Origin of the sequence: Janthinobacterium sp. 67, from assembly GCF_002797895.1 — a bacterium.
Classification (GTDB): domain Bacteria; phylum Pseudomonadota; class Gammaproteobacteria; order Burkholderiales; family Burkholderiaceae_D; genus Janthinobacterium.
The window spans coordinates 3,768,560-3,786,345 of record NZ_PGES01000001.1 but is presented as its reverse complement, the minus strand read 5'-3'; the positions used below and the strand labels follow the sequence as shown (position 1 = coordinate 3,786,345).

At 63.0% G+C, this 17,786-nt stretch carries 17 protein-coding genes; 16 read left to right on the top strand and 1 reads right to left on the bottom strand.

The features are described from left to right. Position 1 precedes the first annotated feature (1 nt). From CLU90_RS17015 to CLU90_RS16980, 9 genes are all read left to right on the top strand, one after another. Complete coding sequence (locus CLU90_RS17015) at positions 2-694, top strand: amino acid ABC transporter permease (protein ID WP_092712152.1); 693 nt, start codon at positions 2-4, stop codon at positions 692-694. Positions 695-713: 19 nt separating this feature from the next. Beyond that, positions 714-1,439 (top strand): amino acid ABC transporter ATP-binding protein, encoded by a 726-nt coding sequence (locus CLU90_RS17010; protein WP_092712150.1) that lies wholly within the window; start codon positions 714-716, stop codon positions 1,437-1,439. 37 nt (positions 1,440-1,476) lie between these two features. Then, positions 1,477-2,925, top strand: coding sequence for an amidohydrolase family protein (locus CLU90_RS17005; RefSeq protein ID WP_232731238.1), 1,449 nt, complete (start codon positions 1,477-1,479; stop codon positions 2,923-2,925). Between the two features lie 151 nt (positions 2,926-3,076). Continuing rightward, positions 3,077-4,141 (top strand): dihydroorotase, encoded by a 1,065-nt coding sequence (pyrC, locus tag CLU90_RS17000; RefSeq protein WP_035822857.1) that lies wholly within the window; start codon positions 3,077-3,079, stop codon positions 4,139-4,141. A 6-nt stretch (positions 4,142-4,147) separates the two neighbouring features. Further along, entirely contained in the window at positions 4,148-4,966 is an 819-nt protein-coding gene (locus CLU90_RS16995; RefSeq protein WP_092712143.1) for a DUF3025 domain-containing protein, read from the top strand. Between the two features lies 1 nt (position 4,967). Then, the gene (locus CLU90_RS16990; protein ID WP_092712141.1) at positions 4,968-5,957 is read left to right on the top strand and encodes a Gfo/Idh/MocA family protein; all 990 of its coding nucleotides are present in this window, start codon (positions 4,968-4,970) and stop codon (positions 5,955-5,957) included. 11 nt (positions 5,958-5,968) lie between these two features. Next, positions 5,969-7,183 carry an MFS transporter gene (locus tag CLU90_RS16985; protein WP_092712139.1) on the top strand — a complete coding sequence of 405 codons (1,215 nt, stop codon included), beginning with the start codon at positions 5,969-5,971 and terminating at the stop codon, positions 7,181-7,183. Continuing rightward, positions 7,183-7,308: a hypothetical protein gene (locus tag CLU90_RS30130; RefSeq protein ID WP_257620246.1), complete on the top strand. Its 126-nt coding sequence runs from the start codon at positions 7,183-7,185 to the stop codon at positions 7,306-7,308. The genes CLU90_RS16985 and CLU90_RS30130 overlap by 1 nt, the downstream gene beginning before the upstream one ends. A gap of 268 nt (positions 7,309-7,576) precedes the next feature. Beyond that, positions 7,577-8,068 carry an REP-associated tyrosine transposase gene (locus CLU90_RS16980; protein WP_092712137.1) on the top strand — a complete coding sequence of 164 codons (492 nt, stop codon included), beginning with the start codon at positions 7,577-7,579 and terminating at the stop codon, positions 8,066-8,068. Positions 8,069-8,142: 74 nt separating this feature from the next. Here CLU90_RS16980 and recG read toward each other — a convergent pair whose 3' ends face one another. Further along, positions 8,143-10,245 (bottom strand): ATP-dependent DNA helicase RecG, encoded by a 2,103-nt coding sequence (gene recG / locus CLU90_RS16975; RefSeq protein ID WP_100428474.1) that lies wholly within the window; start codon positions 10,243-10,245, stop codon positions 8,143-8,145. 178 nt (positions 10,246-10,423) lie between these two features. On the opposite strand from recG, the gene queA reads away from it, so the two are divergent. The 7 genes from queA (at position 10,424) to CLU90_RS16940 (ending at position 17,748) form a co-directional block, all read left to right on the top strand. Next, on the top strand, positions 10,424-11,479 hold the full coding sequence (queA, locus tag CLU90_RS16970; protein WP_100428473.1) for a tRNA preQ1(34) S-adenosylmethionine ribosyltransferase-isomerase QueA: 1,056 nt from the start codon (positions 10,424-10,426) through the stop codon (positions 11,477-11,479). Between the two features lies 1 nt (position 11,480). Beyond that, entirely contained in the window at positions 11,481-12,620 is a 1,140-nt protein-coding gene (tgt, locus tag CLU90_RS16965) for a tRNA guanosine(34) transglycosylase Tgt (RefSeq protein WP_086144728.1), read from the top strand. Positions 12,621-12,816: 196 nt separating this feature from the next. After that, a complete protein-coding gene (yajC, locus tag CLU90_RS16960) occupies positions 12,817-13,149 on the top strand; it encodes a preprotein translocase subunit YajC (protein WP_100428472.1) in 333 nt (110 codons plus the stop codon). A gap of 95 nt (positions 13,150-13,244) precedes the next feature. Further along, positions 13,245-15,110: a protein translocase subunit SecD gene (gene secD / locus CLU90_RS16955; RefSeq protein ID WP_092712129.1), complete on the top strand. Its 1,866-nt coding sequence runs from the start codon at positions 13,245-13,247 to the stop codon at positions 15,108-15,110. 90 nt (positions 15,111-15,200) lie between these two features. Beyond that, a complete protein-coding gene (gene secF, locus CLU90_RS16950) occupies positions 15,201-16,223 on the top strand; it encodes a protein translocase subunit SecF (RefSeq protein WP_092712127.1) in 1,023 nt (340 codons plus the stop codon). Between the two features lie 77 nt (positions 16,224-16,300). Further along, a complete protein-coding gene (locus tag CLU90_RS16945; protein ID WP_157808845.1) occupies positions 16,301-17,050 on the top strand; it encodes a hypothetical protein in 750 nt (249 codons plus the stop codon). After that, positions 17,047-17,748: a helix-turn-helix transcriptional regulator gene (locus tag CLU90_RS16940; RefSeq protein ID WP_198511230.1), complete on the top strand. Its 702-nt coding sequence runs from the start codon at positions 17,047-17,049 to the stop codon at positions 17,746-17,748. Before CLU90_RS16945 ends, CLU90_RS16940 begins: the two co-directional genes overlap by 4 nt. Positions 17,749-17,786 lie beyond the last annotated feature (38 nt).

Here is a 17,786-nt window from a genome sequence, read left to right as displayed (position 1 = left end):
TATGTTCGGTAATTTCGATTTCGACGTCATCTCCCGCTCGTGGGTCTACCTGTTCCAGACCGGCATGGTCTTCACCCTGAAACTGACGGCGCTGGCCATGGTTGGCGGCATCGTGCTGGGCACCGTGCTGGCGCTGATGCGTTTGTCCGGCAACCGCATCGTCTCGGGCGTGGCGTCGAGCTACGTCAACCTGATACGCTCGATTCCGCTGGTGCTGGTGATCTTCTGGTTCTACTTCCTGGTGCCGTATATCGCCGCCTGGATCATCGGCGCCAGCGAGCCCGTGAAAGTGGGCGCGTTTTCTTCCGCGCTGATCACCTTCATCATGTTCGAAGCGGCATATTATTGCGAGATCATGCGCAGCGGCATACAGTCGATCCCGCGCGGCCAGGTGTGGGCCGGCCAGGCGCTGGGCATGAACTACCGTCAAACCATGGGCAACATCGTGCTGCCGCAAGCGTTCCGCAACATGATCCCCGTGCTGCTGACGCAAACCATCGTGCTGTTCCAGGACGTGTCGCTCGTGTACGTGTTGTCGATCCCCGATTTCGTCGGCGCCGCCTCGAAGATCGCGCAGCGCGACGGCCGCCTGGTGGAGATGTACGTGTTTGTCGCCGTCGTGTATTTCGTGCTGTGCTACGCCTTGTCGTTCCTCGTCAAACGCCTGCAGAAACGCGTCGCCATCATTCGCTAACCGTAAAAGAAAGAACAAGATGATTGAACTCAATAACGTCAGCAAATGGTATGGCCAATTCCAGGTACTGACCGACTGCACCACCAATGTCGCCAAGGGCGACGTGATGGTCATTTGCGGCCCGTCCGGTTCCGGCAAGTCGACCCTGATCAAGACCGTCAATGGCCTGGAACCGATCCAGCAAGGGCAGATCATCGTCGACGGCATCACCGTCAACGATCCGAAAACGAATCTGTCGAAACTGCGCGCGCGCATCGGCATGGTGTTCCAGAATTTCGAGTTGTTCCCGCATCTGTCGATCCGTGAAAACCTCACCATCGGCCAGATCAAGGTGTTGAAACGCAGCGCCGACGAAGCCAATGCCAAGGGCCTGAAATACCTGGACCGCGTGGGCCTGCTGTCGCAGCAGGACAAGTTCCCCGGCCAGCTGTCGGGCGGCCAGCAGCAGCGCGTGGCGATCGCTCGCGCCCTGTCGATGGACCCGATCGCCATGCTGTTCGACGAGCCGACATCGGCGCTCGATCCGGAGATGATCAACGAAGTGCTCGACGTGATGGTGGGTCTGGCGCAGGAAGGCATGACGATGATGGTCGTCACGCACGAAATGGGCTTTGCCAAGCGCGTGGCCAACCGCATCGTCTTCATGGATCAGGGCAAGATCATCGAAGATTGCAGCAAGGATGACTTCTTCAACACGACGCGCTCGGACCGCGCGCGCGATTTCCTCGCCAAGATCATCCATTGATTTTCCATCACGTTGAAGTTGAGTACGAATGCCTGACATGAAACAACTAGCCGGCGCCATGCTGGCGCTGGGCCTGCTCGCCCATGCCCATGCGGCCGACAAGATCGCCGTCGATATCGCCCTGCGCGGCGCCACCGTGATCGACGTTGCCGCAGGCAAGGCGGTCAAGGGCAAGACCGTGCTGCTCAAGGGCGACAGCATCGTCGCCGTCGTCGATGACGCGCAGCTGCGCAGCTACGCGCCGAAGCGGACCATCCGACTGCCCGGCAAATACCTGATGCCGGGCCTGTGGGATACGCACGTGCATTTCGGCGGCGGCCCCGAGCTGATCGACGAGAACAAGCAACTGCTGCCCTTGTACCTGGCGCACGGCATCACCACGGTGCGCGACTGCTCGGGCGACTTGCCCGACACGGTGCTGGCATGGCGCCGGCAGATCAATGCGGGCCAGCTGGAAGGCCCGACGATTTTCACGTCCGGCGCCAAACTCGAAGGCATCAAGCCGCTGTGGAAGGGCACCATCGAAGTGGGCACGCCGCAGGAAGTCACGCGCGCGCTCGATGGCCTGCAGGCGCAGGCAGTGGACTTCGTGAAGATCACGGAAAACACCCTGAAGCCGGAGCTGTACCTGGAAGCGCTGCGTCAGGCGCGCGAACGTGGCATGCGCACGTCGGGCCATATCCCCGTGCAGCTGACCCTGGAGCAGATGGCCGATGCGGGCCTGGGCACGATCGAGCATCAGTCGTATTTGCTGCGCGCCGCCACGCCGCGCGAGCAGGAGCTGACGGCCAAGGTGGCCGCCGGCGCGATGACGGGCAAGGAAGCCATGCAGGCCAGCGTGCAAAGCTATGACGAGGCGACGGCGCGCAAGGCCTTCAGCTACCTGGCCGCGCGCGGCACGGCCATCGTGCCGACCTTGTGGGGCTCGCGCGTGACGGCCTACCTGGACCGCGAAGACCATACGCACGACACGGCCCTGCAATACATCGGCAAGGGCTTGCGCGCCACCTACGACTGGCGCGTGCAGCGCGCCGCCAAGGATGGTCCGGAAGCCATCAATCAGCGCCACGCGCAGTTCGAGCAATCGGCCAAACTGCTGCCGATCTTGCAGCAGCAGGGCATGAGCATCATCGCCGGCACCGATGCGGGCTTCTTGAATTCCTTCGATTATCCGGGCCAGGCCCTGCACGATGAAATCGGCCTGTACGTGCAGTACGGCCTGACGCCGCAGCAAGCCTTGCAGTCGGCCGTCATCAACGGTCCCCGCTTCCTGGGCAAGCTGGACCGTTACGGCAGCGTGGCGGCCGGCAAGGCGGCCGACCTGCTGGTGCTCGACGCGAACCCGCTGCAGGATATCGGCGCCACGCGCCAGATCCGCCTGGTGGTCAGCCGTGGCACCGTGTATGACCGCGCCAAGCTCGACCAGATGCTGGCCGAACTCCGCGCCTGGGTGGCAAAGCAGGAGACGGCGCCGGCCAAGTCCTGATTCCTGTGCGTTCCCGAGATTGAAAACGGCTGGTGCGAACCGGCCGTTTGATCGTCCGGCAGCCATCGGGCAGCGGCTGCCGCAGCCTGCGAGGCTGCCCCGCGGCTGGTAAAATGGCGTTATTCGCAATGACCGCCTGAGAGCAGCCGCCATGTCCACACTCGATCACACCCCAGTCGCCGTTCCATCTTCCATCACCATCACCCGTCCGGATGACTGGCATTTGCACCTGCGCGATGGCGCCGTCATGGCCAGCGTGCTGCCGCACAGTGCGCGACAGTTCGGTCGCGCCATCGTCATGCCGAACCTGAAACCGCCCGTCACCACCACGGCCGATGCCAGTGCCTACCGCGAGCGCATCCTGGCCGCCGTACCGCAAGGCGTGAACTTCGATCCGCTGATGGTGCTGTACCTGACGAACAACACCTCGCCCGACGAAATCCGCCGCGCGCAGGACAGCGGCATCGTGCAAGCCGTGAAACTGTATCCGGCCGGCGCCACGACGAATTCCGACCTGGGCGTGACGGATCTGAAGAATTGCTACAAGGTGCTCGAAGTGATGCAGGAAGTGGGCATGCCCTTCCTCGTGCATGGCGAAGTGACGGATCCGGAAATCGACATTTTCGACCGCGAAGCCGTCTTCATCGAGCGCGTGATGCGCCCGCTGCGCAGCGCCTTCCCGGCCCTGTCCGTCGTGTTCGAGCACATCACCACCAAGGATGCGGCGCAGTACGTGGCCGAAGCGGAAGGCCCGATCGCCGCCACCATCACGGCGCATCATCTGCTGTACAACCGCAACGAGATTTTCAAGGGCGGCATCCGCCCCCATTACTACTGCCTGCCCATCCTGAAACGCGAAGAGCACCGCCTGGCCCTGATGACGGCCGCCGCCAGCGGCGACGAGCGCTTCTTCCTCGGCACGGACTCGGCGCCGCACGCGCAAGGCGCCAAGGAAATGGCCTGCGGCTGCGCCGGCTGCTATACGGCCCTGCACGCGATGGAAATGTATGCGGAAGCGTTTGAACGGGCCGGCGCGCTCGATAAACTCGAAGCGTTCGCCAGCTTCCACGGCCCGGCTTTCTACGGCGTGCCGCGCAACACGGACACCATCACCCTGAAACGCGAAAGCTGGACCTTGCCGGCTTCGCTGCCGCTGGGCGACAGCCATGTCATTCCGCTCAACGCGGGTGAGCAGATCAACTGGAAAATGGTCTAAGCGTTCATGCTGCCATCGATAGACTGGACCCGCCCCTGGTTTGCCACGGTGCTGCCGGCGCGACGGCAGCTGGATCTGCAGCGCGACACGGTGATTGCCGCGCTCAATGGACGGGCGCGGGCGCTGGACTTGCGCAATCCATCGGGCCTGCCGCTGGCCTTCGTGCCGCAAGCGGACCTGCCCGAAGGCGTCGCCTACGAAGAGTTCATCGGCGCGACGGGCGGCGTGCCCACGCGCGACAATCTGCATGATTTTTTCAACGCGCTCGTGTGGCTGACCTTCCCCCGCATCAAGCGGCAATTGAATGCGCTGCAGGCCGCGCAGATCGCCCTGTCCGGCGTGGGAAAATCGCGCGGTCCCGCGCGCGATGGCGCGACGATTTTTGACGAAAATTCCGCCTTGCTGGTGCTGCGCGACAGTGACGCGGGGCGCGCGCTGGACGCGGCCTTGCGCGGGCACGACTGGCGCAGCGCGTTCATTGCGCAGCGCGAGAAATTTGGCGCGGACGGCGACGCCGAAGTCTGGCTGTTCGGCCACGCGCTGATGGAAAAACTAGTGGCGCCGCGCAAGGCCATCACGGCGCACACGCGCGTGATCTTCGCCGGCGACGTCTATTTCACCCTGGACGATGCTGCACGCCGCGCCTGGCTCGACGAGCGGGTGGCGCAGGACCTGGCGCAGCAAGGCCTGACCACGGCGGACTTCACGCCGCTGCCCGTGCTGGGTTTGCCCGGCTGGTGCGAGAACCAGGACGACGATTTTTACAATGATGCGGCGGTGTTCCGCCCGAAGCGCAAGGTCGCTGGCGCAGAAAGAGATCAATAGCATGGAAAACACGGTCCGCTGGGGCATCCTCGGCACCGGCAAGATCGCCCGCGCGATGGCCAATGGCTTGCGCGATGCGCCCGGTGCGCAACTGGTGGCGGTCGCCTCCCGCAGCAGCGCCGGTGCGCAGGCCTTCGGCGCTGAATTCGGCATCGAGCATTGCCACGGTTCCTACCAGGCGCTGGCCATGGACCCGGATGTGGACGTGATCTACATCGCCACGCCGCACACCCTGCATGCGGAAAATGCCTTGCTGTGCCTGGCCGCCGGCAAGCACGTCGTGTGCGAAAAACCGTTCACCATGAATGCGCGCGAAGCGCAGGCCGTGGTCGACATGGCGCGCGAGAAAAAGCTGTTCCTGATGGAAGCCATGTGGAGCCGTTTCCTGCCCGCCGTGCAGGAAGCGCAGCGCATCATCGCCAGCGGCGAAATCGGCGTGCTGCGGCAGGTGCAGGCCGATATCGGCTTTGTCGCCAATTTCCCGCCCGAGCACCGCATGTTCAATCCGGAACTGGGCGGCGGCGCGCTGCTCGACGTGGGCATCTATCCGCTGTCGATGGCGGCCTTCTTCCTTGGCCCCGTATCGCAGGTGCAGGCGCTGGCCGAGATGGGCGCCACCGGCGTCGACGAACAGGTGGTGTTCTCGCTGCTGCACGCGGGCGGCGGCACTTCGTCCTGCGCCTGCAGCCTGCGCGCGCAGACGCCGACGGAAATGACCATTTCCGGCAGCCTGGGGCGCATCCGTCTGCCCAACCGTTTTTACAAGCCCGACCACCTGATCGTCGAAACGATGGATGGCGAACGCCGCGTCGTCGCCGCACCCCACCTGGGCAATGGCTACGCGCACGAGGCCATCGAAGCGATGCGCTGCATCCGCGCCGGCCTGCCGGAAAGCCCGCTCATGCCGCACGCCGACAGCGTGGCGCTGATGCGCAACCTTGACACCATGCGCGGCCAGATCGGCCTCGTCTACCAAGCCGACCAGGCGTAAACAGGAACTCCATGACATTGCAATCATCGCGCCCCAGCCTGAAAACCGTCCTCATCGCCAGCGGCGTCGTCCTGACCCTGGCAATGGGCGTGCGCCACGGCCTGGGTTTCTGGATGCAGCCGATTTCGCAAGCCAATGGCTGGACGCGCGAAACGTATTCGCTGGCGCTGGCCATGCAAAACCTGATGTGGGGCGTCTTCGGTCCGTTCGCCGGCATGGCGGCCGACCGCTTCGGCACCATGCGCGTCGTCATCGTCGGCGCCATCAGCTACATGGCGGGCCTCGTGTGGATGGCGCTCGTCACGCAGCCGACCCTGTTCATCGTCGGCTCCGGCATCTTCATCGGCCTGGCGCTTGCCTGCACGGCGTTCGGCGCCATCAGCGGCATCATCGGCCGCAGCGCGCCGCCCGAGCAGCGCTCGTGGGCCTTCGGCATCTCGTCGGCGGCAGGTTCGTTCGGCCAGTTCCTCATGATGCCCGTGGAACAGCAGCTGATCTCCGCCGTGGGCTGGCAAAACGCCTTTTACGTGCTGGCCGCGCTGGTGCTGCTGGCGATGATCCCGATGGCTTTCTACCTGCGCGAGCCGCCCGTTTCGCACGCCGGCGGCCCGCAGCAAAGCGTGGGCGCCGCCTTCAGCGAAGCCATCGCCAGCCGTTCGTTCTGGCTGCTGCTGGCCGGTTATTTTGTCTGCGGTTTTCAGCTCGTCTTCATCGGCGTGCACTTGCCGGCTTACCTGAAGGACCAGGGCCTGATGAACCCGAACGTCGCCGTCACGGCGCTGGCCCTGATCGGGCTGTTCAACATCGTCGGTTCCTACTATGCGGGTAAACTCGGTGGCAAGATCGCCAAGCGCTACCTGCTGTCGGCCATCTACGTGACGCGTGCCGTGGTCATCACCGCGTTCCTGCTGGCGCCATTGTCGGCGTGGTCCGTGTACCTGTTCGCCGCCGGCATGGGCGTGCTGTGGCTGTCGACCGTGCCGCTGACGAACGGCATCATCGCCGGCATCTTCGGCGTGAAGCATCTGTCGATGCTGGCCGGGATGGTGTTCTTCTCGCACCAGGTGGGCAGTTTCCTCGGTGCGTGGCTGGGCGGCTATCTGTACGAGCACCAGGGCAGCTACCACATCGTGTGGATGATCACCATCGGCCTGGGTCTGCTGGCCGCGCTGATCAACCTGCCGATCGACGAGCGCGCCGTCAAGCGCGTGGCGGTGGCCGCGTAATGGCCAGCTGGCGCACATGGCTGTGGCGCCTGGCCGGCGCCGCCCTGCTGGCCATCGTCTTCCTGGCCTATCTGCGCCCCGATTTCATGCTGGACCTGGCGAACCGCTTCTGGATGTGCATGTAGGCTGCGTGGGCGCAAGGCGGTTTGCGAAAAGTCGGATTACGCTGGAAGTCGGATTACGCTACGCTAATCCGACCTACCCGACCTACCCGGCCTGCCGCCGCGTATATCGCGTAGGTCGGATTAGGCCGAAGGCCGTAATCCGACAACACCCGAAAATAAACAATACCAGCGGCGCTTAGGCCGAAGGCCGTAATCCGACAACACCCGAAAATAAACAATACCAACGGCGCTTAGGCCGAAGGCCGTAATCCGACAACACCCCGAAACCATGCGATACCGACGCGCATTCCAGCCAGGCGGCAGCTTTTTCTTCACGGTGGTGACGGCCCATCGCCGGCCCGTGTTTGCCACCGCCAATGCCGTGGATTTGCTGCGTGATTCTTTCCGCGCCGTGCGGCATCAACGGCCGTTCGCTATCGACGCCATCGTCATCCTGCCCGATCACCTGCACTGCATCTGGACCTTGCCTGAAGGCGATGCCGATTTCATGACGCGCTGGAGGCTGATCAAGACGTGGTTCAGCAAGCATGCAGAATTTAAAGACGTTTGGCAGCACCGCTTCTGGGAGCATGTGCTGCGTGACGAGAGCGACTTCGCAAACCACGTCGATTACATCCACTACAACCCCGTCAAGCATGGTCTTGTGAGCAAAGTCATCGATTGGCCGTATTCCAGTTTTCACCGGTATGTAAGGCAGGGATGGTGTGCCGCGGATTGGGGTGGGGACGTTGTGGATATGACGGGTGTCGGGCGGGAGTGAGCAGCGCTAACAATGTTGTCGGATTAGCGCAAAGCGCGTAATCCGACAACGGCCCAAAGCATGCAATGTAAGACCTACACTTTTAAAAATTCTTCTTTCCCACCCAGCCAGCGCGCCAGGTGCGCTTCCACGGTGGCGGCGGCGGCGGCCGTGGTGGCGTGCAGCAGGTCGTGCGCCACGTCGCGGGCCTGGTCGACCAGCCATTGATCCGTTTCCAGGTCGGCGAAGCGCAGCATGGCCTGGCCGGACTGGCGTGCGCCAAGAAACTCCCCGGGGCCGCGGATTTCCAGGTCGCGGCGGGCGATTTCAAAGCCGTCCGTCGTCTCGCGCATGGTCATCAAACGCTGGCGCGCCACGCCGCCCAGGGGACCCTGGTACAGCAGCAGGCAGACGCTGGCCGCCGAGCCCCGGCCCACGCGCCCGCGCAGCTGGTGCAGCTGCGACAAGCCAAAGCGCTCGGCGTGCTCGATCACCATCAGCGAAGCGTTCGGCACGTCGACGCCCACCTCGATGACGGTGGTGGCCACCAGCACGTGGATATGGCCGGCGATGAAGGCGTCCATCACTTCCTGCTTTTCCGCCGGTTTCAAACGGCCGTGCACGAGGCCCACCTGTAGCGCGGGCAGGGCTTCGGCCAGCATCATGTAGGTGTCGGTGGCCGTCTGCAGCTGCAGCGCTTCCGATTCCTCGATCAGCGGGCAGACCCAGTACACTTGCCGGCCTTCCAGCGCGGCAGCATACACGCGGGCGATGACTTCGTCGCGCCGGTTCTGGTCGATGGCGCGCGTGACGATGGGGCTGCGCCCGGGCGGCAGCTCGTCGATCACGGACACTTCCAGGTCGGCGTAATAGGTCATGGCCAGGGTGCGCGGTATGGGCGTGGCCGACATCATCAGCTGGTGCGGCACGGCCGCGCTGTCGCCCTTGTTGCGCAGGGTCAGGCGCTGGCCCACGCCGAAGCGGTGCTGCTCGTCGACGATCACCAGGCCCAGTTTGGCAAACAGCACGTTATCCTGGATCAGCGCATGCGTGCCGATCACCAGCTGTGCTTCGCCCGACTCGATCAGGGCCAGCGCGGCCGTCTTTTCCTTTTTCTTCAGGCTGCCCGTCAGCCACGCCACCTTCACGCCCAGCGGTTCCATCCAGGCGGCGATCTTGCGAAAGTGCTGCTCGGCCAGGATCTCCGTGGGCGCCATCAGCGCGGCCTGGTAGCCGCTGTCGATGGCTTGCGTGGCCGACAGGGCGGCGACGACCGTTTTGCCGCTGCCGACGTCGCCCTGCAGCAGGCGCTGCATCGGGTAGGGCTGGCGCAGGTCGGCGCGGATTTCCTCGAGCACGCGCGCCTGCGCGCCCGTCAGCTTGAAGGGCAGGGCGGCGCCGAAAGCGTTCGACAAATTGCCGACGATGGGCAGCGATGCCGCGCCCTTCGAGCGGCGCGCGCGCTGGGCGCGTTTCAGCGACAGCTGCTGCGCCAGCAGTTCATCGAACTTCATGCGCACCCAGGCCGGGTGCGAGCGGTCCATCAGCGCGCTTTCATCGATGTCCTGCGGCGGGTAGTGCAGCAGGTGCACGGCGGCGCGGAATGGCGACAGCTGCATTTCGTGTAGCAGCTGGTCCGGCAAGGTGTCCTGCCAGTCGATGCGGCGCATGGCGTCGGCGATTTCGCGCCGCAAGACGTGCTGCGACAGGCCTTCGCCGGACGGATACACGGGCGTCAGGGCCGTGGGCAGGGGCGCTCCCTCGTTGACCACTTTATACGTCGGGTGCACCATCTCGGCGCCAAAAAAGCCGTGTTTGAGTTCGGCGCGCGCGCGTACCCGCGTGCCTTCGGCCAGCTGCTTGACCTGGCTGCCATAGAAATTCATGAAGCGCAGCAGCAAATTGCCCGTTTCATCGGCGATCGTCACCAGCAGCTGCTTGCGCGGCTTGAAATTGACTTCGCATTTGGTGACGACGCCCTCGACTTGCCACGACTCGCCGCCGCGCAGGCAGGCGTCGCGTATCGTGTAGACCTTGGTCTCGTCCTCGTAGCGCATCGGCAGGTGCAACACCAGGTCCATATCCGTGCGCAAGCCCAGTTTGGCCAGCCGGCTTTCCGTGCTGACCACTTTTTTGACGGCTTTTGGCTTCGCGGCCGGCTTGGCTGTGGGAGGAAGATCGGGCTTGGGATCGGACATATCGGAGATTTTTGTGCCGCTAGCGTAAAATAGAGGGTTGTCCGGCACACCCTGTGCGTACCGCAGTCGTAAATTGTTGCGGCGGATTATTGTAATGCCTGTATAGGCGCACAGTATAGTGCCAGATGTTCCATTGCGCACTCCTAATCATTTTTGACGTACTTTTGAAGCAAAACGCATGTATTCGCTTTCCGATTTCGATTTTAATTTGCCGCAAGAAAACATTGCGCAAACTCCGTTGGCCGAGCGCAGCGCCTCGCGCCTGTTGCATCTGGACGGCGAGACCCTGGTCGACCGCCAGTTCGCCGACATCGTCGGGCTGTTGCAGGCGGGCGACCTGCTGGTGATGAACGATACGCGTGTGCTCAAAGCACGCTTCTTTGGCGTCAAGGAAAGCGGCGGCAAGATCGAGGCGCTCGTCGAGCGCGTGCTCGATGACCGCACCGTGCTGGCCCAGGTGCGCGCCTCGAAGTCGCCGCCGCCCGGCTGCCGCATCCGCCTGGCCGATGCCTTCGACGTGACGGTCGGCCAGCGCGCCGGCGAATTCTTTACCCTGCACTTCGAGGCCGACGTGTTCGAGCTGATCGAGGCGCATGGCCGCTTGCCGCTGCCGCCGTACATCGAGCACGATGCGGACGAATTCGACGAGACGCGCTACCAGACCGTGTTCAACAAGGTGCCGGGCGCCGTCGCCGCGCCGACGGCCGGCCTGCATTTCGACCAGGCCCTGCTCGACCAGTTGAAGGCCAAGGGCGTCAACTTTGCCTATGTGACCCTGCACGTGGGTGCGGGCACCTTCCAGCCCGTGCGCACGGAAGTGCTGAGCGAGCACAAGATGCATACCGAGTGGTACACCATGCCGCAGGAAACCGTCGACGCCGTGCGCGCCGCCCAACTTGCCGGGCGCGACGTGGTCGCCGTCGGCACGACCAGCCTGCGCGCGCTGGAATCGGCCTCGCAAAGCGGCCGGTTGCTGGCGGGCAGCGCCGATACGGCCCTGTTCATCACGCCCGGCTATGCGTTCAAGACCGTGACGCGTTTGATCACCAACTTCCATTTGCCGAAGTCGACCCTGCTGATGCTGGTGTCGGCCTTTGCCGGCTATGCGCCGATCCGCAGCGCCTACGCGCATGCGATCGCGCAGAACTACCGTTTCTTCAGCTATGGCGACGCGATGCTGCTCACCACGCAATCGCGCGCTGCGCTGAACCTTGATACTCCCGTGAAAGACTGACATGCTGGAATTTACATTACTCAAGACCGACACGAGCGGCCTGACCAAGGCACGCCGCGGCACCTTGAAACTCAACCATGGTGTCGTGCAGACGCCGATCTTCATGCCAGTGGGCACTTACGGCTCCGTGAAAGCCATGTCGCCGCTGGAACTTAACGAGATCGACGCGCAGATTATCCTGGGCAACACGTTTCACCTGTGGCTGCGTCCTGGCAACACCGTCATGGAGAAATTCGGCGGCTTGCATGGCTTCATGGGCTGGAACAAGCCGATCTTGACGGACTCGGGCGGCTTCCAAGTGTTTTCGCTGGGCGCCATGCGCAAGATCACGGAAGAGGGCGTGCATTTCAATTCGCCCATCAACGGCGATAAATTGTTCCTGTCGCCGGAAGTGTCGATGCAGGTACAGCGCGTCTTGAATTCCGACATCGTCATGCAGTTCGACGAATGCACGCCGTACGAAATCCAGGGCCGCCCGGCCACCATCGAGGAAGCGGCCAAGTCCATGCGCATGTCCTTGCGCTGGGCGCAGCGCTCGAAGGACGAGTTCCACCGCGGCGAGAACCCGAATGCGCTGTTCGGCATCGTGCAGGGTGGGATGTTCGAAATGCTGCGCGACGAGTCGCTGGCCAAGCTGGAAGAGATCGATTTCCCCGGCATCGCCATCGGCGGCCTGTCCGTCGGCGAGCCGAAGGAAGACATGATGCGCATGCTGGCTCACGTGGGCCCGCGCTTGCCGGCCAACAAGCCCCATTACCTGATGGGCGTGGGCACGCCGGAAGACCTGGTGGCGGGCGTATCGAACGGCATCGACATGTTCGACTGCGTCATGCCGACGCGCAATGCCCGCAACGGCTGGCTGTTTACCCGTTTTGGCGACATCAAGATCAAGAACGCCAAGTACAAGGAAGACCAGGCACCGCTGGACGAAACGTGCAGCTGCTACGCCTGCCGCAACTTCTCGCGCGCGTATTTGCACCATTTGCACCGCTCCAAGGAAATCCTCGGTGCGCGTTTGAATACCATCCACAACCTGCATTACTACCTGGACCTGATGCGCCAGATGCGTGAAGCGCTCGATGAAGACCGTTTCCACGCGTTTACCCTGCAATTCCACGCCGAACGCGCACGCGGAGCTTAAGAAAACCTTAGCTTGCGCCCTGGCGGCGGCAAGGCCGGAAGTTTTGTGTATTGGTGCTTGGACGGGGGCGATAAAGCATTGCATAATGCCTTTTTAGCCCCATTTGAAGCTGCCATGCCTGCAATTGGAGGCTTGGCGGATTGCCAATGCTAGAATACAGCGCTATTTTTTCAAACTGATTAGAACTGGAGTCACCGTGTTTTTCATTTCCAACGCTTATGCGCAAGCCCCTACCGACGCCCTGGGCCTCGGCGGCAACCTGACCAGCTTCCTGCCGCTGGTATTGATGTTCGTGGTCATGTATTTCCTGATGATCCGCCCACAGCAAAAACGCGCCAAAGAACAACGGGCGATGATGGACGCGCTGGCCAAGGGTGACGAAGTCGTCACCGCCGGTGGCATGCTGGGCCGTGTTTCCAAGGTAGTGGACGCTTACGTCACCATCGAAGTGGCGACCGGCACCGAAATCACGGTGCAAAAGAGTTCCATCACTACCTTGCTGCCTAAAGGCACCCTGAAGGCGCTGTAATTTCTCGCTGTCATTGCCAACGCAATGATGACCGGGGCGGCTATCCGCCGCCCCTCGCGACGCCTCCGACGCTCAACACTGAACGCTGAATCAATATGAATCGCTACCCTGCCTGGAAATACATCATCATTGCCGTCGCCTTATTGCTGGGCGCACTTTATACGGCGCCCAATTATTTCGGTGAGTCACCGGCGCTGCAAGTAACCAGCGGCAAGTCGACTGTCAAAGTGACGGGCGATCTGATGACGCAAGTCGATCAAATATTGACGAAAGAGAACGTCAAGTCGGAAGGTGTCACCATGGATGGCGCCGGCAACCTCGCCTCCGTGCGCGTGCGTTTCGCCGATCCCGATACCCAGTTCAAGGCGAAACTGGTGCTGGAAAAAGACCTTAATCCCGATGCGAGCGATCCCGCGTACATCGTGACGGTCAACCTGCAAGCCAATACCCCGATGTGGATGCAAAAGCTGCATGCCTTGCCCATGTTCCTGGGCCTGGACTTGCGCGGTGGCGTGCACTTCCTGATGCAGGTCGATGCGAAAGCAGTACTGAACAAGAAAGTCCAGGGCGTCCAGTCCGCCGCGCGTAGCGTGCTGCGCGACAAGAATATCCGCCACGCCGGCATCGAGCGCGTGGGCGACAGCGTGCAGATCAACTTCCGCGACGCGGAAACGCGCCTGAAGGCAAAAAATGTCTTGTCCGACCAGATGAGCGAACTGGCGTTCGCCGATGCGGGCGAAGGCAGCGATTTGAAACTGAACATCACCCTGAAGCCAGCGGCCCTGAAGGCAACCATCGATGAAGGCGTGAAACAGAATATCTCCACCCTGTCCAAGCGCGTCAACGAGCTGGGCGTGGCCGAGCCGCTGATCCAGCAGCAAGGTCCTGACCGCATCGTGGTGCAACTGCCTGGCGTGCAGGACGTGGCCCGCGCGAAAGCCATCATCGGCCGCACGGCGACCCTGGAAGTGCGCCTCGTCGATGAAAGCATCGTGCCTGGCACCGAACTGTCGAGCGCCATCCCGTTCAACTCGGAACTGTTCACCGTCGGCAAGGGCGTACCTGTCGTGCTGGCGAAAGACGTGATCCTGACGGGCGACTATATTTCCAGCGCCACGGCCAGCTTCGACCAGAACCAGCAGGCGGCCGTATCGATCGACCTGAACGGCGACGGCGGCCGCAAGATGCGCGAAGCGACGCGCGAACGCGTGGGCAAGCGCATGGCCATCGTGCTGTTTGAAAAGGGCAAGCCGGAAGTGCTGTCGGTTGCCACCATCCAGCAGGAACTCGGTTCGCGTTTCCAGATCACCGGCATGGGCGGCGCGGAAAACGCGAATGAACTGGCGCTGCTGTTGCGCTCGGGTGCCCTGTCCGCACCGATGACCGTCATCGAAGAACGCACGATCGGACCGCAGCTGGGCGCGGAAAACATCGCCAAGGGCTTCCACTCGACCCTGTACGGCTTCATCGCCATCGCCGTCTTCATGATTGCCTACTACATGCTGTTCGGCGCCTTCAGCGTGCTGGCCCTGGCCACCAACCTGCTGTTGCTGGTCGGCTTGCTGTCGATGATACAGGTGACGTTGACCTTGCCGGGTATCGCCGCTATCGCGCTGGCCCTGGGTATGGCGATTGACGCCAACGTGCTGATCAATGAACGTATCCGTGAAGAGCTGCGCGCCGGCAATACGCCGCAAGCGGCGATCGCCGCCGGCTTCGACCGCGCCTGGGCCACGATTCTCGACTCGAACGTGACCACCCTGATCGTCGGCCTGGCGCTGCTGGCCTTCGGCAGCGGCCCCGTGCGCGGCTTTGCCGTCGTGCATTGCCTGGGTATCCTGACCTCGATGTTCTCCTCCGTGTTCGTGTCGCGCGGCGTGGTCAACCTCTGGTATGGCCGCAAGAAAAAGCTGACGACCTTGTCGATCGGCACGGTGTGGGTGCCGGGCACCAGCAAATAAGCGGCGTCCCAGACTCACTCCATAGCGACAACAGCGATCGCGTCCGGTGGCACAGCCGCCGGACGCACAGAATAGAACTCAGAGGATTTCATGGAATTTTTCCGGATCAAAAAAGATATTCCCTTCATGCGCCATGCGTTGATTTTCAACGTGATTTCGGCCGTGACCTTCCTTGCCGCCGTCTTCTTCCTGGTGCACAAGGGCTTGCACCTGTCCGTCGAATTCAAGGGCGGCACCCTGATGGAAGTGAAATACCCGAAGGCGGCCAATCTTGAAGGCATACGCGGCACCCTGATCAAGATGGGCTATGAAGAGCCGGGCGTGACCAGTTTCGATACGGCGCGCGACGTGATGATACGCCTGCCGGTGGAAAATGGCGTCAGCGCCGCCAACACGTCGCAGCGCGTGTTCGAAGCCCTGTGCAAGGCCGAGCAAGGCTCGACCAAGGGCATCGATACCGTCACCGAAAAAGGCGAGCACGTCATCAAGAGCGCTTGCATGGACGCTGCCGGCAGCGAAGCGGTCGTCTTGCAGAAAGTTGAATTCGTCGGTCCGCAAGTGGGCGAGGAACTGGCGCAGAACGGCTTGAACGCGCTCGTGATGGTGATTCTGGGCGTGATGATCTACCTGGCCATCCGCTTCGAGTGGAAATACGCTGTCTCGGCCATCATCGCCAACTTGCATGACGTGGTGATCATCCTGGGCTTCTTTGCCTTCTTCGAATGGGAATTCTCGCTGACGGTGCTGGCGGCCATCCTGGCGGTGCTCGGTTATTCCGTCAACGAATCGGTGGTGATCTTTGACCGTATCCGCGAAAACTTCCGCAAGCAGCGCAAGGCAAGCGTGCATGAAGTGATCGACAGCGCGATCACCAGCACCATTTCGCGTACCATCATCACCCACGGTTCCACCCAGATGATGGTGCTGTCGATGCTGATCTTCGGCGGCCAGACCCTGCACCATTTCGCACTGGCGCTGACCATCGGTATCTGCTTCGGTATTTACTCGTCCGTGTTCGTCGCGGCCTCGATCGCCATGTGGCTGGGCGTCAAGCGCGAAGACTTGATCAAGCCGGTCAAGGAAAAAGACGAAACCGACGGCGCCGTGGTGTAAGCGCAGGTTTTTTTTGCAGGTCGAATGGAAAAACGATCACCGTTTGCGGTGGTCGTTTTTTTTTGTAACGGATGATGATGAAGCGTATTTTATTGATGGGCATGATGGCGGGCGTGACGGCGCTGGCCGGCGCCGCCGATTTCAGCCGTGCCGATGCCGCCAGCATCGCCATGCGCGGCCCGATTGCCGAGGGCGACGTGGACAAGCTGCGGCTGCTGGCCACGCCGGGCACTACGCTGCTGCGCGTCAATAGCGACGCAGGCGATCCGCAGGCGGCGATGCAGCTGGGCCGCTATCTGCGCCAGCAGCAATGGCGTCTCGCCATCGACACCGTGTGCGCCGGCAGCTGCGCCCTGTATGTGTTCCCGGCCGCGCGGCACAAAAGCATACCCGACGGCGCCGTGCTGGCGCTGCAGGAATCGGCGTTCTTGCGCGCGCAGGTCGACCGGGCGCAGATGCGCCGCATCCTGGTTGATGCGGGTGTGGCGGCCGAGGATCTGGACCGCGAAACGGTGGCGCTGGCGGCCCAATTGACGGAGGCGGCGGCGCAGGAAGCGGTATTTGCCGCGGAGCTGGGCATCGCCCCCGCCTTTTACCGCGATTTCCGGCTGGTGGCGGCGCAGGCCGAGCGCGTGCGCCAGCGCTTTCCCGACCAGGAAGCGGCCGTTTACTGGTGGCCGGCCGCCGCCCGCCTGCAGCGCTGCTACGGCATCGGCGGTGTGCAAGAGCAGACGCGCGCGGCGCGCCTGGCGCCCGACGGCTATCTGTACGTGCCGGCCCTGTCGGCCCTCGTCATGGGCGACCAGGCCTTGCAGGCCTGCCCATGAGCCGCAGCGGCCGTTTGTTCCTGCTGATGGACGCCATGCGGGCCAAAAGGGTGCCCGTCACGGCGGCCCAGCTGGCGCAGCAGCTCGGCGTTTCCGAGCGTACGATTTACCGCGATATCCAGACCTTGGCCGAACTGGGCGCGCCCCTGCAGGGCGAAGCCGGCATCGGCTATGTGCTGCGCCGCGGCGCCTTCCTGCCGCCGCTGATGTTCGGTCCCGATGAACTGGAAGCGCTGGTGCTGGGCGCGCGCTGGGTGCGCCGGCAGGGCGATGCGGGCCTGGCGCAGGCGGCCAGCAATGCCCTGGCCAAGATCGCGGCCGCTTCGCCGCGCGACCTGCGCGACTGCATGGCCGAGACCAGCTTGTGGGTGCCGCTGGGGCGTCCCGCCGATGGCGCGCAGCCGGCCGACCGTTACGTGCAGCCCGTGCGCGAGGCGATCCGCTACGAACAGAAGCTCACGCTCGCCTATCAGGACGAGCATGGCAGCGCCAGCTCGCGCACGGTGTGGCCGTTCGCCCTGGCTTTTTTCGAAGGCAAGCGCCTGCTGGCCGCCTGGTGCGAGCTGCGCGGCGATTACCGGCATTTCCGCATCGACCGCATCGCCAGCGTGCAGCAGCATGCGGAGCGCTACCCCACGCGGCGCCATGTACTGCTCGACGCCTGGCGCAAGGCGCACGAGATTGACCCGGAATCCTGATATTCGCTCCTGACAAAAACTGTCAGTGACGGCGACTA

What these genes read in the sequence shown, in the direction of transcription:
- CLU90_RS17015 (WP_092712152.1), top strand. Translation starts at nt 2, where the DNA reads ATGTTCGGTAATTTCGATTTCGACGTCATCTCCCGCTCGTGGGTCTAC.
- CLU90_RS17010 (WP_092712150.1), top strand. Translation starts at nt 714, where the DNA reads ATGATTGAACTCAATAACGTCAGCAAATGGTATGGCCAATTCCAGGTA.
- CLU90_RS17005 (WP_232731238.1), top strand. Translation starts at nt 1,477, where the DNA reads ATGAAACAACTAGCCGGCGCCATGCTGGCGCTGGGCCTGCTCGCCCAT.
- pyrC (WP_035822857.1), top strand. Translation starts at nt 3,077, where the DNA reads ATGTCCACACTCGATCACACCCCAGTCGCCGTTCCATCTTCCATCACC.
- CLU90_RS16995 (WP_092712143.1), top strand. Translation starts at nt 4,148, where the DNA reads ATGCTGCCATCGATAGACTGGACCCGCCCCTGGTTTGCCACGGTGCTG.
- CLU90_RS16990 (WP_092712141.1), top strand. Translation starts at nt 4,968, where the DNA reads ATGGAAAACACGGTCCGCTGGGGCATCCTCGGCACCGGCAAGATCGCC.
- CLU90_RS16985 (WP_092712139.1), top strand. Translation starts at nt 5,969, where the DNA reads ATGACATTGCAATCATCGCGCCCCAGCCTGAAAACCGTCCTCATCGCC.
- CLU90_RS30130 (WP_257620246.1), top strand. Translation starts at nt 7,183, where the DNA reads ATGGCCAGCTGGCGCACATGGCTGTGGCGCCTGGCCGGCGCCGCCCTG.
- CLU90_RS16980 (WP_092712137.1), top strand. Translation starts at nt 7,577, where the DNA reads ATGCGATACCGACGCGCATTCCAGCCAGGCGGCAGCTTTTTCTTCACG.
- recG (WP_100428474.1), bottom strand. Translation starts at nt 10,245, where the DNA reads ATGTCCGATCCCAAGCCCGATCTTCCTCCCACAGCCAAGCCGGCCGCG.
- queA (WP_100428473.1), top strand. Translation starts at nt 10,424, where the DNA reads ATGTATTCGCTTTCCGATTTCGATTTTAATTTGCCGCAAGAAAACATT.
- tgt (WP_086144728.1), top strand. Translation starts at nt 11,481, where the DNA reads ATGCTGGAATTTACATTACTCAAGACCGACACGAGCGGCCTGACCAAG.
- secD (WP_092712129.1), top strand. Translation starts at nt 13,245, where the DNA reads ATGAATCGCTACCCTGCCTGGAAATACATCATCATTGCCGTCGCCTTA.
- secF (WP_092712127.1), top strand. Translation starts at nt 15,201, where the DNA reads ATGGAATTTTTCCGGATCAAAAAAGATATTCCCTTCATGCGCCATGCG.
- CLU90_RS16945 (WP_157808845.1), top strand. Translation starts at nt 16,301, where the DNA reads ATGAAGCGTATTTTATTGATGGGCATGATGGCGGGCGTGACGGCGCTG.
- CLU90_RS16940 (WP_198511230.1), top strand. Translation starts at nt 17,047, where the DNA reads ATGAGCCGCAGCGGCCGTTTGTTCCTGCTGATGGACGCCATGCGGGCC.